This is a genomic window from Allocatenococcus thiocycli, from assembly GCF_921292965.1.
GTDB classification, from domain to species: Bacteria; Pseudomonadota; Gammaproteobacteria; order Enterobacterales; family Vibrionaceae; genus Vibrio; species Vibrio natriegens.
In genome coordinates this window covers 257675-273019 of sequence record NZ_CAKLCK010000001.1, presented here as the reverse complement: position 1 = coordinate 273019, position 15345 = coordinate 257675, and the positions used below count along the sequence as shown (strand labels likewise).

Below are 15345 nucleotides of genomic sequence, written 5' to 3'. Positions count from 1 at the left end.
GCTTAACCGCCAAACTGAATTCGGTGCAATTGCGCATACGCACCGTCTTTTGAGATCAGATCAGCATGGTTACCACGCTCGACAATCGCACCATCATCAACAACGAGGATTTCATCGGCTTTTTCAATCGTCGACAGTCGGTGAGCAATCACTAGCACGGTTTTATCTTTTTGCAGCTCATCTAATGCAGCCTGAATCGCACGCTCCGACTCGGTGTCCAGTGCCGAAGTAGCCTCATCCAAAATCAACACTGGTGCATCACGCAGCAATGCGCGCGCAATGGCAATACGTTGACGCTGACCACCTGAAAGACTCGCGCCATTTTCACCAATCATGGTGTCGAGGCCGTGCTCCATTTTGCTGACAAACTCCATCGCATGTGCGAGCTCGGCCGCTCTTTCTATATCACTGCGCTGGAAGTTATCTTCGGTTGCGTAAGCAATGTTGTTTGCGATCGTATCGTTAAACAAGTGAACATTCTGGGAAACCAAAGCAAACTGTTCACGCAGGTTTCTCAGCTCGTATTCACGGATATCGTGGCCATCAAGCTCAATCACACCGCTATCCACATCGTAAAAACGATTGAACAAGTTTGCGATGGTACTCTTACCAGACCCCGAACGACCGACCAGAGCGACCGTCTTACCCCGAGGAATGTCAAAGCTAACATGTTCAAGTGCAGGCTTTTCTGAACCTTCGTAGGTGAAAGTGATGTCTTTTACAGAAATATCACCATTCGCACGCTCAACCTTGTGCTTACCTTCATTCTTCTCAGGTTCAAGATCGATAAGAGCAAACAACGTTTGGCTGGCAGCCATACCGCGTTGGAACTGAGAGGTCACGTTAGTCAGTGCTTTAAGTGGACGCATCAAACCAAACATCGCAGAGAATACTACGGTGAAAGTACCCGGTGTCAGTTGCTCTTTAATGGAGTCAATACTCGCCAGATACAGTACCGCTACAATCGCAACGGATGCAATCATCTGGATGATTGGGTTTGCGGCAGCCTGAGCCGTCACCAGTTTCATGCTTTGCTGACGCATCTGGTTGCTGACTTTTTCGAAGCGTTGACGTTCGATATCCTGACCGCCATAGCTCAGTACCACTTTGTGTCCCTTCAGCATTTGTTCTGCTGAAGCGGTCACATTACCCATCATGGTCTGCATGTTTTTGGAGATTTTTCTAAAGCGTTTGGAGACAACGCCAATCCCCCAAGCAACAACAGGTGCCACCGCAAAAAGAACCAATGAAAGCTGCCAGCTGTTGTAAAACATCAGTACCAGCAAACCAATAATACTTGCCCCTTCGCGCACAATGCTCACCAGCGCTCGGCTGGTAGCAGCAGAGACCTGTTCTGAATCATAAGTGATACGAGACAGCAGGTTCCCCGTCTTTTCTTTATCAAAGTAAGACACTGGCATATGCATAAAGTGGTTAAAAACCATACGACGAATCTGCATGACAACGTTGCCAGAAACCCAACTCAAGCAATATGTGGAGACAAAACCACTGGTACCACGAATAAACATCATGATGAAAATGATCAATGGCAATGTACGTAGGAAATCGGAGTCTGCGCTGCCAAAACCTTCATCGAGCAAAGGTTTGAGTAAGGAGATCATATAGGTATCTGAGACAGCATTAATAACTAATGCAATGATAGCAACGATAAGACCTGCTTTATAAAGGCGAATATATAACCATAGACGCTTAAACGTTTGCCAGGTCGTTTCATCAGTATTTATCGACATAGAAGTGCTTTATTTTCTTACATTAAGACTCGTATTCTACCCCCTTACGCACCATCTGCCTATACCATGGTTCAAATGTATCACTACGTTTCTTTTCAAAATCCCATTTATCTTTCTTCACCCGAATCGTTATTTGCCCGCTATCCCCGGTATCAAGCCATAAAGCACCCGCATTGCGGTAAGATGTCACTACCGTCTCCGCAGGCATTCCCCACTGATTGTTTTTCGCCAGTGACGCTATCGCTAAGATCGGGTCGACAGCATTAATAAAGCGCGGGTTCGAGGAAGTTTTACTGCCGTGGTGTGGTACGAGCATCACATCACTGCGCAGCTTTTCAGGATCCCGGAGAAGTATCCACTCACTGATAGACTCAATATCGCCTGTAAAAAGCATAGAAAAATCAGAGTCCGGGTCTCTGAGTCTAAAAACACACGAGTGAGGATTGTACGCTCGTGTGACAATTTGAGGTGGCCAAAGCACTTCAATATCGAGTTGTTGCCATTTCCATTGGTCACCATTCACACAGGGTTGATAACCATCAAAATGTTGACTGCTGCGCATATTAGTTGGAGAGAACTCCGTCTCAATCACGCTTCGGCCTCCCGCATGGTCATTGTCCCAATGGCTGAGAATAATGCTATCCACCAACTCGAATCCCCTGCTGTGAAGTATTGGAACAATCACCTGCTCCGCCATGCTACCACCCGGCCAAGATTTACCTGTGTCGTAGAGCAGAACTTTTCCATCTTTTTCAATCATCACAGCTAAACCATGACCGACATCGAGCACGTCAATGCGCCAACTTGCACTTTTTCGCCCAGTCAAGCCGGTAACAATGATGGTAATGACAACAAGTAGCAGCCAGCCCTGCCATAACAAAAACCGCTTCAGAACCAAGCACACACACAAAAGAGAAAACATCCACATGAGATCTATCGACAGTGGCTGCCACGAACCAAGGGCAAACTGAAGAGATTCACTTAATGGCCACAAAGAAAGATCCATCCATTGCCAGACAAACTTCGATAATGCGGGTATCAATAAAGAAATTGATAGCGCGATGAATATCAGAGGAACAACAACAAACCCAAACCATGGAATAAAGATAAAGTTATACGCGATTGCTAATAGGCTTACGCCCGAGAAGAAAGAGCCACTTATAGGGAGCACGAACAAGCTCAAGGCGATCTGAGTAATCAACAAGGTTCGCAATTTTCCCAACCAAGTGATGCTATTGAGCCGCACAAGGTTAATGACTAAGAGCACCGCGCCAACAGAGAGGTACGAGAGCCAGAAACTCATACTAAAAGATGCAAAAGGTTGGATAAACAGCTGAAAAGCAACTGCCAGTAATAGCACTCTCCAGGTACTCCAATGAACCAGAGAAATTTTTAAGACGACATAAATCACACAAACTGAAGCAGCGCGAGTAGTTGGTAGAGAGAAATCGGCAAGCCAGGCATAACACAAAGCAACAGCTAACCCCATAATGGAAGGTATTGCTTGATAACGTGGCAAAGCGAAGCGAACACTTCCACCGAGCAATAACCCAAAACTAAAAGCCATTCCGATGTGCAACCCGGAAATAGAGACAAGATGCAATAGCCCACTGTCTCTCAGCCCTTGCCAATCATCGTCAGAAAGCCAGTTGCGATCAGCAAAAACCAATGCGCTAATCAATGGAAAGTGGTCCAGCTCGGAGATATCCTCCGTGACCCGACTAACTATCTTCTGACGCACAGAGCTGCTGGTTCGAATGATCCAATGGGCATCACCAGACACAATGGCTCTGGCTAAAATACCTTTTCCCATTGCCTGCTTTTCAGCATCGAATCCCGCTTCATTACGTAGTCCAATAATGGGTTTTACCAGCGCCGTCGTCGTAAACTCACTGTTAACGGGTATAGCAAAAGAGGTGATAAAACGGACTTTAGGTTTAAGAAAAGGTAGCAGACGTTGATCATTAACTTGTTTTATCGTCACGATACCTTCATATCCATGACTTATTTGATTAAAAGAGCTGTCAACTTTGCCAATTATGGTACTATTCTCCCCTACATTAAAAAGGGCTTGTCGCTGATACTCCAAAACATTGCCGTGGATGATGACTACCATTAAGCCCCAAATTACGCCTATGCTGATTAAGCCACGACGTAATTTAATTATTGAACCAGTGGTAATTATTCCCAGCAGTAACCAGCGCCAATCTGGCATTGTCGGCCACCATGCCGACGATATAACGCTTGCTACAAATAACGCCAAGGTCCAACTTTTTTCTGAGAGAGTCATGCAGTCCTATGCCTAGAAAGCTGATAAAACGCTTCATGCCTGATCACGAGTTGATCAAACGCCAAAAAGCATTAAAAGTCTTCGGCAATGTGTTATACAACCCGAACCTTTGGTGCCTTAATCGTCGCTCAGCGTCTGGCGCGTTTGCTGTTGGTCTATTTATGGCGTTTGTACCGCTTCCTAGTCAAATGATCATGGCAGCAGGTTTAGCCATTTTATTGGGTGTCAACTTACCTCTCTCTGTTGCTCTCGTTTGGGTCAGCAACCCGATTACTATGCCGGTTTTGTTCTACTTCGCATACAAGGTAGGCGCTTGGGCCATGCATGTCCCTCCTCAACCATTCCACTTTGAGCTGTCGTGGGAGTTTATCATGCAGCAAATGCACACCATCGGTCCTCCTTTCGTGCTCGGATGCATGATGTGCGGCGTAGTCTCAGCCATCATCGGTTACTTTGGTATTCGCGGAGTGTGGCGCTATTCAGTGGCTCGTAGCTGGAATAAACGTAAAGTAAGATAAATCGTCGGTGCAAAAAATTCAGCACTCCGATTATCAGATGAGGGGCAAATAACGATTAATCTGCAACGTAACGTTAATCTGGTATGACAAACTGATACCAAATACACAAAAGGACCGAAATCGGTCCTTTTGTGTTGATATTGCGAACTTTTGTGTATTTGGTATTGCGAATAAGTTACTTGGAACTCAAAACCGCTGCTGGGTTTAACTTAGCCGCCCGAGAGGCCGGATACCAAGTCGCGAGTAAGCTCAGGACAATCGCCGTAATCGACACCAGAGCCACATCTGGCCAGTACAGTTGTGACGGCAGGAAATCAACAAAATAAATGTCACCCGATAAGAAGTGGTGCCCAACTAAATGCTCTAATCCAGTAATAAGCGGGGTTAGGTTTAAAGCGACTAAAACGCCAATAACGCTACCAACTAAACTCCCCAATACGCCAGAGAACACACCTTGCCAGACAAATATTCGTTTAATCAGACTATCTTTTGCTCCCATGGTTCTGAGGATGGCAATTTCTGCCGCTCGGTCTTTAACCGCCATCATTAACGTCGAGACGATATTGAAACAGGCCACACCAATCACCAGCACCATCACCAGATACATAATGGTCCGTACTAACTGAATATCACGGTAGAGAAACCCAAACTGCTGCTGCCAACTTTTAAGATACACGTACACATCGATGAGGCCGCCCACTTCACGAACAATTTCCGGTGCGTTAAGGACATCGTTTGTCTTCAGCGAAACACCAGTAACACCATCGCCTAACCGGGCATATTGCTGGGCATCCGCTAGTGGCACTAACGCAAGAGAGTGATCAATCTGGCCATTCAAAGTCAAGAAACCGATAACTTGTACACGAACACGCTTTGGTGCCTGAACTTTAGTCCCCGTCCCCGTTTGTGGAATCATTAACGTGACATAGTCACCAACTTCGGCATTCAGCTCGGTCGCGACACCCCGGCCCAAAATCACCTGCTGCTGACCCGCGTAGAAGTTCTGCCACGCTTTTGGGTCGATAAAGTCAGACATATTGGAAACGGCTTGTTCAAATGAAGGTTCAACCCCGCGTACTTCAACCGCTTTGAGCTTACTGCCCTTCTCTGTCAACCCAGTGAAACGAACATAGGGTGCTGCTGCGACCACATTTTGATGTTTCAAGGCTTGGTTCATGGTCCTGGAGTAGTTCTGCAGCGGGCCATCAACCCCCTCTAACTCACCATGCGGAATCACTGACAACACTCGCGACTGTAATTCCCGCTCAAAACCATTCATTGCAGACAGGCCAATGATAATGACCGCGACGCCAACCGCAATACCAATGGTCGAAGAGAGAGAAATGAACGACACCATTTTGTTGCGTTTTTTTGCGCGACTAAAACGGCCACCAATCATCAATGCTAAAGATGAAAACAAAATTAGCCCTCCATCACAGATGCTTGTGGAGTCAAACGATCCACCAGCAAACCGTCTTGCATGTGCATTTGGCGATCCATCTTCGCGGCCAACTCTATGTCGTGTGTCACCACCAAAAAGGCGATGTTCGATTCTTGGTTTAACTCGCGCATCAAGTCATAGATAGAAAGCGCTGTATTATGGTCCAAGTTCCCCGTCGGCTCATCGGCCAGCACCAAATCAGGCGTATTGACCAACGCACGAGCAATCGCCACACGTTGACGCTCTCCGCCAGATAACTCTGACGGACGATGATCGATACGGTGACCTAGCCCTACTTTCTCCAACAACGCTTTTGCTGAAGCTTTTGCTTCCGGGGCTTTGGTTCCACCAATCAAGAGCGGCATTGCGACATTCTCCAATGCCGTAAAGTCCGCTAACAAGTGATGAAACTGATACACAAAACCGAGGTGCTTATTACGCAGCGCTGCTTGCTTGTTTGAACCGAGTGACGAGAGGTTTTGACCTAAAAAGTCCACCTCGCCTTGCGTCGCATCATCCAGCGCTCCGAGAATATGCAGCAAAGTGCTTTTACCCGAACCTGATGAACCAACAATAGAAACCAGCTCCCCTTTCTCTATATCAAAGCTGACCCCTTTAAGCACTTCCGTATCTAGCGAACCTTCTCGGTAGACTTTACGAATATCACGACATTCTAATAGCTTATTCATAGCGAAGTGCCTCAGCAGGTTTAACAGAAGATGCTCGGTAAGAAGGATAAACAGTCGCAGCCAGGCTCAGAGCAATTGCCAATACCACCACTAACAAGATCTGCAATGAATCAATCAAAACAGGCAGGCGTCCACCAAAAGAAAACAGTGCGACACCAGCCGCCTCTAGAATCACATTTAAGTTGAGCGATAACGTCACGCCAGCCAAACCACCAATAATCGCCCCAATCACACCACTGCTGGCGCCCTGGACCATAAAGATCGTCATCACTTGAGATTGCGTCATACCTTGAGTTTTAAGGATGGCGACTTCGGCTTGTTTTTCCATCACCACCATGATCAACGCTGAGATAATATTAAACGCGGCAACGCCAACGATCAGGCCCAACATCAAACCCATCATGTTCTTCTCCATCTTCACCGCCTGGAAAAGTTCACCACGCTGTTCACGCCAGTCACTCCACTGCCACCCTTCTGGCATTGGTTTATCTGCGAAATCCGTCACCATAAATGGATCAGAGAAAAAGACACGCCAGCCAGACACATTATCCATAGGCAAGCGCATCAGCTTGGCTGCATCGGTCATATTGACGATCATAAGCTGCCCGTCAACATCGGAACCCGTGTTAAAAATGCCAGCAACCGTAAAGTTACGCTGGCTGGGAATACGGCCAATTGGCGTAAACTGCGTCGCGTTTGTCACCATTAAACGAACTTTGTCTCCGATAGAAACTTTTAAAGAGCGGGCAAGACTGTGACCCAAAAAGACCTGGTATTCACCTGCCTCTAAGGCAGAAAGTCGACCTGCAATCAAGTGATTCGCAATTGGGTCTCCCTTTTTAGGCTCAATACCGATTAAATAACCGGCGGTCAGTTGTGCGGCACTTTGAATGACGGCTTCGCCACGCACGACAGGTTCCGGCTCTGCGACTTGAGAAATCGTTTGGATAAACTCTGGTGCCGTTTCAGTTAACGGCGTATTGCCATCATTGTGAGAAATCACGGCATGGGGCAACACGCCCAGAATGCGTTCTTTCAGTTGCGCTTCGAAGCCGTTCATTACCGACAAAACCGTCACCAACGCCATCACGCCGATAGTGATGCCTGCAGTCGACATATAAGAAACAAATCGGCTAAACCTATCCCCAGAGCGACCCCGGAGATACCTCAAACCGATAAATAATGAGATAGGATGATACATATAAGACAAACCAACCGGCTGTTTTGATATTAAGACTAAACTTTGTCGGCTATCTTACCTTACTCTTCTGATGAAAAAGACAAGATAATCGCTAAATTTGTCAACGACATGCAATAAGTCTGCATTTAGAGCAAAAAGTTCACGCGGAAAAACCGGTAAACTTGATAACTTCATTCAGTTAGCGATAATCAGTGCCTTACTCTCTGTTTTGTGAAGCAAGCCGAGAGCGCTCCAAGGCCAAAGGACAACCATATGACAGAGCAAGAATATTTCACTGTTCACCACAACCTCACCATCAACGTGGAAGCGTTAGGTAACGATTTTGCTTTGCCAGATGAAGAAACCTTTGTTGCCGAAATTCCGGCACCTTTCATTGTTGCCAGTGAATTCAGTCAGTTAGATATGCTGGCAGACAACGCTCGTCTGGAATTGCAAAATAAAGACCTAAAACACGTCATCAGCTTGCTCGACACTCAAAACACCAAGCTAAACCTGCTATTAAGCTTTATGCTGTCACAACAGGATGATGCATCCGTCAGATATCAGACAACGCAATTTGGTGCCAGCCAATTGAGCTATCATGCAGATAATGCGTTAGACACGCAGCAGTTAGTGCGCGTGAAACTCTTCCTCGACAACCCGGCTGCAGCGATATACTGCTACGCTAAAGTCGTAGAGTGTGTCTCATCGGAGCACGGCTTTGTTATCACTCTGAAATACAAAATGCTCAGAGACGCCGATCAAGATCTATTGATCAAAGCCGCCTTATATCAACAACAAAAACTTTTACGTCAGCGCTCGCTGGAGCGAGATAAAAAATAACTCCTATGACAAAAGCAACAATACTTTCCGTCACCAACCCATCTGAGCGTGGCGATAAAAAACAATTAGGTAATTTACCAGGTGCCGCTCTGCCACTTGCGATTGCAGAACTGGCAAAACAGCATACAAGTCACTCACTACTTGTTGTGCCTGACCCGCAAATCGCCTTAAAACTGCAAGCCGAAATAGAGCAGTTTACAGACCAACCAGTCAGCCTTTTTCCTGACTGGGAAACTCTGCCATACGATAACTTTTCTCCGCACCAGGAGATTATTTCGGACCGGATTGCACGTTTGTACCAGTTACCGACCCAACACAACGGCATCACTATTGTGCCTGTCAGTACCGCGTTACAGCGTCAATCTCCACGTGACTTCTTGCTGCAACATACCTTGATGGTAAAAACCGGCGATCAATTTTCACTTGAAAAGCTGCGCGTTCAGTTAGAAAACTCTGGCTATCGTCATGTTGATCAAGTATTTGGTCCGGGTGAATACGCAAGCCGCGGCTCTATTTTGGATCTCTTCCCAATGGGTTGCGATGACCCATACCGTATCGATTTTTTTGACGATGAGATCGATACGATCCGCACATTCGATCCAGAGAACCAGCGCTCAATTGAAGACATCCAGCAGATTCAGTTGCTTCCCGCTCATGAGTTCCCGACCACCAAAGAAGCGATTGAAGAGTTTCGCACCCGCTGGCGAACCCAATTTGAAGCGCGTCGTGAGCCTGAATCGATTTACATGCAGGTGACCAAAGGAACGTGGCCGGCAGGGATTGAATACTGGCAACCCCTGTTCTTTGAACATACAGAGACCCTGTTTGATTACTTGCCAGAAGACTCGCAACTGATCACTTATGGCGATATTGAAGCCGCCGTAGAAACGTTCTTAACTGACGTCGAGTACCGTTACGATCAGAAAAAAATCGATCCATTACGCCCACTGCTTGCTCCGCACGAGCTGTGGTTGAAGAAAGATGAACTCTTCAGCCACTTTAAACAGCTTCCGCAAGCTCAGTTGCATCTGGACAAAATCGTCCAGCGTGGTGGTCGTCAGAATCTGGCGGTGCAGTCATTAGCAGAACTCGGCGTTCAGCAACAGAATAAAGAGCCACTTTCTCGCCTGCGTCAGTTTAGTGAGCAGTTCACCGGTAAAATCATCTTCTCAGTGGAATCAGAAGGTCGACGTGAAGCGCTGACAGAACTTCTACAAGGCATTAAAGTTCGCCCGGTCGTTCATCAATCCTTCTATCAGGCCCTTGCTTCCAAAGACAGGTTTAGCCTGATTCTGGGTGCCAATGAACATGGCTTTATTCATGATGAGCAGAACTTCGCCCTTATCTGCGAAAGTGACCTGCTCGGTGACCGCGTTATTCAACGTCGTCGCAAAGACAAAAAAACCGTCAACAGCGACACCGTTATTCGCCACCTTGCCGAACTCAAACCGGGTCAGCCAGTTGTTCATATCGACCACGGTATCGGTCGCTATATCGGTCTGCAGACGCTTGAGGCAGGTGGGATGAAGACCGAATACGTAACACTTGAGTATCAAAATGACGCCAAGCTTTACGTGCCGGTTTCCTCACTGAACCTGATCGGTCGTTACTCGGGTGGCGCAGAAGAAAATGCGCCTTTGCATAAACTCGGCGGCGAAGCATGGGCTAAAGCTCGCCGTAAAGCCGCAGAGAAAGTACGTGACGTAGCAGCAGAGTTACTTGATGTTTACGCCAAACGTGAACTCAAACCAGGCTATAAGTTCGAACTGGATCGAGGCCAGTACGCCACTTTCAAAGCAACGTTCCCATTCGAAGAGACCGACGACCAGGCAATGGCTATCAATGCCGTGATGTCCGATATGTGCCAAGCGAAAGCCATGGACCGTTTAGTCTGTGGTGATGTTGGTTTTGGTAAAACCGAAGTGGCGATGAGGGCAGCGTTTGTCGCGACAGACAACAGCAAACAAGTCGCGGTGCTGGTTCCAACCACTCTGCTTGCCCAGCAACACTTTGAAAACTTTCGTGACCGTTTTGCCAACTTACCCATCCGTGTAGAAGTGCTCTCGCGCTTTAAATCGGCCAAAGAGCAAAAAGTGATTTTACAAGACGTCGCAGAAGGTAAAGTCGATATCGTGGTTGGCACCCACAAACTGCTTTCGAGCGATATCCGTTTCAAAGATCTTGGTCTGTTAATTGTCGATGAAGAACACCGCTTTGGCGTGCGTCAGAAAGAGAAAGTGAAAGCCATGCGTGCAGATGTCGACATCCTGACTCTCACCGCAACGCCTATCCCTCGAACGCTTAATATGGCCATGAGTGGAATGCGCGATCTGTCCATCATTGCGACTCCGCCAGCGCGTCGTCTAGCTATCAAAACGTTTGTGCGTCAGCGTGAAGAGTCGGTGGTACGTGAAGCCATACTGCGTGAAATCATGCGTGGTGGTCAGGTCTACTTCCTGCACAACCAAGTCGAAACCATCGAAAAAACCGCCGAAGATCTGCAAAAGCTGATTCCAGAAGCGCGTATAACCGTCGCACATGGCCAAATGCGTGAGCGCGAGCTAGAACGCATCATGAACGACTTCTATCACCAGCGCTTTAATGTCCTTGTGTGTACTACGATCATCGAGACAGGCATTGATGTTCCAACCGCGAATACCATTATCATGGATCGCGCAGATAATCTTGGTTTGGCTCAGTTGCACCAGTTACGTGGTCGTGTTGGTCGTTCTCACCATCAAGCCTATGCGTATTTACTGACGCCGCATCCAAAAGCGATGACCAAAGATGCCATCAAACGTCTCGATGCCATTGCTTCTCTCGAAGATCTTGGCGCAGGCTTTACACTCGCCACCCATGATTTAGAGATTCGCGGCGCCGGTGAACTACTTGGTGATGAACAAAGTGGGCAAATTCAATCGGTTGGCTTTACACTGTATATGGAGATGCTTGAACAAGCGGTTGAAGCGCTGAAGGAAGGGAAAGAGCCTTCACTCGATGAGTTGCTGCGCGAACAAACTGAAGTGGAAATGCGTATTCCTGCGCTGTTGCCGGATGATTACATCCCTGATGTAAATACTCGTCTTTCCATGTATAAGCGAATCGCGAGCGTTACCAATGCAGATGAATTGTCAGAATTAAAAGTGGAATTGATTGACCGCTTTGGTCTTTTGCCTGACGCGACAAAAAACCTGTTGGCTGTCTCAGAACTGAAATTTGCCGCAGGTAGTCTGAAAGCGAAAAAGATTGAAGCCCATGATAAAGGCGGATTTGTCGAGTTTTACCCTGATGCTGACATAAATCCAGCGTACTTGGTTAAACTCCTGCAATCACAGCCACAAAAATTTGCGATGGAAGGTCCAACTAAGTTCAAGTTTAGCGTACCATTAACTGACCGACGCAAACGAATTCAGTTTGTTAAAGACTTACTGAATGATTTTAAACAGAATTTATTACCAACGAGCTAATAGTCGAATGAGAATACTGATCCCGTTATTACTTCTTTGTGTCTCCATGCCCTCTTGGGCGCAACGTCAATTTGATATTGAAGTGCTCATTTTCAAACGCACCGTCGACGCGGAGAACACAAGTGAGTCTTGGCCAGACCAACTACCGAAAATCGACATGACCAATGTTGGCAGTTTAGATAGTGACGCTTATCGCTCATCTAAAGGTGTCTCCTTACTGCCTAGCTCTTCGTTTCGCCTAAATCCCCAAGAGGCTGCACTGAACAGTCACGCCGGATTTAGAGTGCTAAAACACGTTGCATGGCGACAAGGTGATCGGGGACAAGGCAGTGCACCAACCTTCCGCATTGTGGCTGGTCGCGATTTTTCTGGCTCGTATTATTCAGATGGCAGCCCTATCGATGGTAGCCAAACTACCTTCGCTAGCGATGGTTACAGTGAATCAAACGTGAATGGCCCGTTGTACGAGTTAGACGGTAAAATTCAGGTCTACGTTCAACACTACTTGTTTGCAGAGACAACCATGGATTTGCGTGCGCCGGGTGTCAGACAAGTTCGTTTTGAGCCGAAACCGGTTGAGCAGCTTACAGACGAAATGGCTGAAGCTGACGCAAATGTTCAGGTTGGCAACTTAGCAGACGTATCTCCAACCGTGACAGAAGAGAAGTTCCTTAAGACTTACCGCCTTGATCAAAAACGCCGCATGCGAAGCAGCGAAACACATTACCTGGACAGCCCTTTGATGGGAATGATCATCCAGGTACGCCGTGTAAACTAAACCATAAAAATAATAAAAGCGCAGCTCAGGCTGCGCTTTTGTTTTATAACTAAAAAACGACCAACAAGGGAGTCATATCAATTCATGAGCCCCGATTTTGAAATTATTACGCCGCGCTTAGCTTTACGTCTTATTCCTGCCGATGATGCAAATGCTCTGCATACGCTGCTTGCTGAATCTCCTTCACTTCATACCTGGTTAGACTGGTGTGGTGAAAACGTGTCACTCAAATACGCACAGGACTTCTTGCTGTCCACTCGCTTGAACTGGGTGAAAACAGAAGCCTTTGGATTTGGTGTTTATGACCGCGAAAGCAATGCCCTTCTTGGCATGGTGGCGATTAATGAGCTTTACCATACCTTTAATATGGCAAGCATCGGCTATTGGATTGCCGACCGTTATCAGCGACATGGCTACGCACAAGAAGCGGTCTGCGCACTAGCCGAATTCTGTTTCGCTAAACTTAGCCTGACGCGTATCGAAATTGTCTGCGATCCTGATAATACTGCCAGTCAGGCACTGATCGAATCCGTTGGTGCACACCAAGAGGCAATTGCGAGAAACCGCTACATCTTTGACGGCAAGCCAAAAGATGGCATTGTTTATTCATTGCTACCAGAAGATCTAAAGTAACTTCTAAGACGGAACAGCAGAAAAATAAAAAGCCACCGACATGCGGTGGCTTTGTATTTATAACTGCGTATTTATAACTGATCAAAAACTTCGCACCGCTTTCGCTAAGCGAAGTTTAATACATTAGTGCAGCTTCAAATTTGGACGCAATACGCGGTTGATTCGACCAACCAGCATCATCAACCCCGTTTTGAAAAGACCATGCAGCGCAATTTGGTGCATGCGGTACAGTGAAATATACACGACGCGAGCGATACGCCCCTCAACCATCATTGAACCTTTAGTCAGGTTGCCCATCAAGCTGCCCACTGTCGAGAACTGGCTCAGAGAAACCAAAGAACCATGATCTTTATACACATAGTCTTTGAGTTCACGACCGTTAATCATCGCAACAATATTGCTGAATGCTCGGCTTGCCATTTGGTGAGCCGCTTGCGCTCGTGGCGGAACAAACGAGCCGTCTTCTTGAGTACACTGAGCCAGGTCACCAATGACGAAGATGTTATCGTCGCGAGTGGTTTGTAGGGTATTTTTCACCACCAGCTGGTTGATTCGGTTGGTCTCCAAACCAGCAATATCTTTAATGAAATCAGGCGCTTTAATACCTGCAGCCCAAACCATGATTTTAGCCGAGATCTTTTCGCCATCTTTGGTCGTCAAGCCATCTTTCTCAGCTTTTGTCACCATAGTCGCGGTACGTACATTTACGCCAAGTTTGGTCAATTCTTGATGTGCTGCAGTCGAGATTCGAGAAGGAAGCGCAGGAAGAATACGTGGACCGGCTTCAATCAAGTTTACATTGAGCTTACTTGAGTCTAAGTCACCAAAGCCGTAAGCACGTAGCTCTTTAATCGCATTATGTAACTCAGCGGACAGTTCAACACCTGTTGCACCTGCGCCAACGATTGCGATATCAACCGTACCATTACCACTTTTCGCATGAAGCTTAAGAAACTCATTGTTCATTTCGCTACGGAATCGGTGAGCCTGCTCTGGGCTGTCGAGGAAAATACAGTTTTCACGAACACCAGGCGTATTAAAGTCGTTTGAAGTAGAGCCTATCGCCATCACCAGAATATCATATTCCAGTTCACGGCTTGGCATTAGCAGTTCACCATGCTCGTCTTTAAGTTCACTCAAGGTGATAACTTTACGTTCACGGTCAATGTCTTGAAGACTACCCATTTGGAAGTCGAAACTATGATTCTTCGCATGAGCACGGTAGCTCAATGCGTCGACACCCTCGTCTAATGATCCTGTTGCTACCTCGTGTAACAATGGTTTCCACAAGTGGCTCGCTTTACGGTCTACCAGCGTAATTTCCGCACGGTTCTTTCGACCAAGTGTACGACCAAGCTTAGTTGCCAATTCCAGGCCACCAGCACCGCCGCCTACAACGATAATGCGTGTCACAATGATTTTCCTCTACAAAAATGAATAAATGGGTTCAGCCCGACGCTTCACTATCAGCCACGCTGATGAAAAGCATCCAACCGATGAATTCTTGGTTCTTAGAGGTGTCTCAAGTTGTTGGGATTAAAATAGATGCTTAGTTTTTCTTCATTTTTATCAATTGGTTATTGTGCATCTTCTACTGTGTCTGATGCCTAATAGATCAGACTAAAATGGGCAAGTTTTTTACCTGCTCTCAATAATTTTTTTGATATTTGTCAAACAATTTTAATCCCGCTCATTATATAGAGACAGGTTTTGAAGGCAACCAAAATCCTTGCTCAGAATACGGTTTGCCTACTT

At 46.7% G+C, this 15345-nt stretch carries 11 protein-coding genes; 5 read left to right on the top strand and 6 right to left on the bottom strand.

Going from position 1 to position 15345, the window contains the following annotated elements:
- Positions 1-2: 2 nt before the first annotated feature.
- Together msbA and L9Q40_RS01235 are read right to left on the bottom strand one after the other, a co-directional pair.
- Positions 3-1751 carry a lipid A ABC transporter ATP-binding protein/permease MsbA gene (gene msbA, locus L9Q40_RS01240; RefSeq protein WP_498791725.1) on the bottom strand — a complete coding sequence of 583 codons (1749 nt, stop codon included), beginning with the start codon at positions 1749-1751 and terminating at the stop codon, positions 3-5.
- A gap of 22 nt (positions 1752-1773) precedes the next feature.
- On the bottom strand, positions 1774-4041 hold the full coding sequence (locus tag L9Q40_RS01235) for a DNA internalization-related competence protein ComEC/Rec2 (protein WP_498791724.1): 2268 nt from the start codon (positions 4039-4041) through the stop codon (positions 1774-1776).
- 8 nt (positions 4042-4049) lie between these two features.
- Here L9Q40_RS01235 and L9Q40_RS01230 point away from each other — a divergent pair, with 8 nt between their 5' ends.
- The gene (locus L9Q40_RS01230) at positions 4050-4559 is read left to right on the top strand and encodes a DUF2062 domain-containing protein (protein WP_264902367.1); all 510 of its coding nucleotides are present in this window, start codon (positions 4050-4052) and stop codon (positions 4557-4559) included.
- A 175-nt stretch (positions 4560-4734) separates the two neighbouring features.
- Here the strand turns inward: L9Q40_RS01230 and lolE are convergent, their stop codons facing one another.
- The 3 genes from lolE to lolC are packed head-to-tail and all read right to left on the bottom strand — an operon-like array spanning position 4735 to position 7890.
- A complete protein-coding gene (gene lolE, locus L9Q40_RS01225; protein WP_498791723.1) occupies positions 4735-5979 on the bottom strand; it encodes a lipoprotein-releasing ABC transporter permease subunit LolE in 1245 nt (414 codons plus the stop codon).
- A 2-nt stretch (positions 5980-5981) separates the two neighbouring features.
- Positions 5982-6689: a lipoprotein-releasing ABC transporter ATP-binding protein LolD gene (gene lolD, locus L9Q40_RS01220; protein ID WP_498791722.1), complete on the bottom strand. Its 708-nt coding sequence runs from the start codon at positions 6687-6689 to the stop codon at positions 5982-5984.
- Positions 6682-7890 carry a lipoprotein-releasing ABC transporter permease subunit LolC gene (gene lolC, locus L9Q40_RS01215; protein WP_498791721.1) on the bottom strand — a complete coding sequence of 403 codons (1209 nt, stop codon included), beginning with the start codon at positions 7888-7890 and terminating at the stop codon, positions 6682-6684. Before lolC ends, lolD begins: the two co-directional genes overlap by 8 nt.
- A gap of 252 nt (positions 7891-8142) precedes the next feature.
- Between lolC and L9Q40_RS01210 the strand changes: the two genes are divergently transcribed.
- The 4 genes from L9Q40_RS01210 to L9Q40_RS01195 all read left to right on the top strand — a co-directional run bounded on the left by L9Q40_RS01210 (position 8143) and on the right by L9Q40_RS01195 (position 13590).
- Positions 8143-8712, top strand: a complete 570-nt coding sequence (locus L9Q40_RS01210) for a PilZ domain-containing protein (protein ID WP_498791720.1) — start codon at positions 8143-8145, stop codon at positions 8710-8712.
- Positions 8713-8717: 5 nt separating this feature from the next.
- Positions 8718-12179, top strand: a complete 3462-nt coding sequence (mfd, locus tag L9Q40_RS01205; RefSeq protein WP_498791719.1) for a transcription-repair coupling factor — start codon at positions 8718-8720, stop codon at positions 12177-12179.
- A 7-nt stretch (positions 12180-12186) separates the two neighbouring features.
- Positions 12187-12957 (top strand): peptidoglycan binding protein CsiV, encoded by a 771-nt coding sequence (locus L9Q40_RS01200; protein ID WP_498791718.1) that lies wholly within the window; start codon positions 12187-12189, stop codon positions 12955-12957.
- A gap of 84 nt (positions 12958-13041) precedes the next feature.
- Positions 13042-13590: a GNAT family N-acetyltransferase gene (locus L9Q40_RS01195; RefSeq protein WP_176291210.1), complete on the top strand. Its 549-nt coding sequence runs from the start codon at positions 13042-13044 to the stop codon at positions 13588-13590.
- Between the two features lie 123 nt (positions 13591-13713).
- Here L9Q40_RS01195 and L9Q40_RS01190 read toward each other — a convergent pair whose 3' ends face one another.
- On the bottom strand, positions 13714-15003 hold the full coding sequence (locus L9Q40_RS01190) for an NAD(P)/FAD-dependent oxidoreductase (RefSeq protein ID WP_498791717.1): 1290 nt from the start codon (positions 15001-15003) through the stop codon (positions 13714-13716).
- Positions 15004-15345: the final 342 nt, after the last annotated feature.

Coding starts and splice junctions, on each gene's coding strand:
- L9Q40_RS01235 (WP_498791724.1), bottom strand. CDS start 4,041: ATGACTCTCTCAGAAAAAAGTTGGACCTTGGCGTTATTTGTAGCAAGC.
- L9Q40_RS01210 (WP_498791720.1), top strand. CDS start 8,143: ATGACAGAGCAAGAATATTTCACTGTTCACCACAACCTCACCATCAAC.
- msbA (WP_498791725.1), bottom strand. CDS start 1,751: ATGTCGATAAATACTGATGAAACGACCTGGCAAACGTTTAAGCGTCTA.
- L9Q40_RS01195 (WP_176291210.1), top strand. CDS start 13,042: ATGAGCCCCGATTTTGAAATTATTACGCCGCGCTTAGCTTTACGTCTT.
- lolC (WP_498791721.1), bottom strand. CDS start 7,890: ATGTATCATCCTATCTCATTATTTATCGGTTTGAGGTATCTCCGGGGT.
- mfd (WP_498791719.1), top strand. CDS start 8,718: ATGACAAAAGCAACAATACTTTCCGTCACCAACCCATCTGAGCGTGGC.
- L9Q40_RS01200 (WP_498791718.1), top strand. CDS start 12,187: ATGAGAATACTGATCCCGTTATTACTTCTTTGTGTCTCCATGCCCTCT.
- L9Q40_RS01230 (WP_264902367.1), top strand. CDS start 4,050: ATGCCTAGAAAGCTGATAAAACGCTTCATGCCTGATCACGAGTTGATC.
- lolD (WP_498791722.1), bottom strand. CDS start 6,689: ATGAATAAGCTATTAGAATGTCGTGATATTCGTAAAGTCTACCGAGAA.